The organism is Faecalimonas hominis (genome assembly GCF_054660755.1).
On the sequence record NZ_BAAHSH010000072.1, the window covers coordinates 1 to 854 of the forward strand.

General features: G+C 36.2%; 2 protein-coding genes. One reads left to right on the forward strand and one right to left on the reverse strand.

What is annotated here, in order from left to right; translation table 11 throughout:
• Positions 1–231: replication initiator protein A (locus ACYQ35_RS11205; protein WP_459833601.1), on the reverse strand; the 231-nt coding region annotated here is incomplete at its 3' end.
• Between the two features lie 255 nt (positions 232–486).
• Here ACYQ35_RS11205 and ACYQ35_RS11210 point away from each other — a divergent pair.
• Positions 487–854: IS110 family transposase (locus ACYQ35_RS11210; RefSeq protein ID WP_459833604.1), on the forward strand; the 368-nt coding region annotated here is incomplete at its 3' end.

Here is an 854-nt window from a genome sequence, read left to right on the forward strand (position 1 = left end):
TTCCATGATATCTTCGATAGAAAAGTAGATATATGCTCTGTTTTTGTCGTCAAACCACTGATTCTTGATGGAAAGAGACATTCGATCCAACATCAGTCCGTATAAAATTTTAGCATCGCTTGATAAATCTTTAAAGTAACTGTCTGTAAATAATGCTTTTGGTATGCGGTAGAAGCTGAACTGATCAGCTTCAGTACCGTAAAAATAATTAAATGTCATTTTTTTCTCCATAATTTCCTCCTCGTATTATAAAGTAGTAGTGTTTATAGACCCTCTCCAAGGTCTATATGCTATACTGTTGGAGATACTGTGGATTGTTTAAAACCTCCTACCATTCGATGGTTTACGAAAGGCTACAACCACAGTCTCTTTGTATAGTTGTTAATCAGTTAGATACCGCATGACGGTTTATTTAGAACGAGGTTACAATCGCAAAGAGTACCTGTGGCTCTAAACAGTATCAAATTTATTCAAAGGAGATTTCTTATGATTTACGTTGGAATTGATGTTGCCAAAGATAAGCACGACTGCTTTCTCACAAATTCAGATGGTGAAGTATTATTCAAATCTTTTACCATACCTAACAATCGTAAGGGGTTTGAAACCTTATTTCAAAGAGTCGAATCCGTTTCAGATGATTTAACCAAAGTAAAAGTAGGACTGGAAGCCACCGGACACTACAGTTACAATCTTCTGGGATTTCTTCTTGATAAAGGTCTGACCACCTACGTTATCAATCCGTTACATACCAATCTTTACAGAAAAAGTCTCAGCCTTAGAAAGACGAAAACGGATAAAGTTGATTCCCGTACCATTGCCACTATGATGATGTCTGATATGAACTTAAAGTCCTA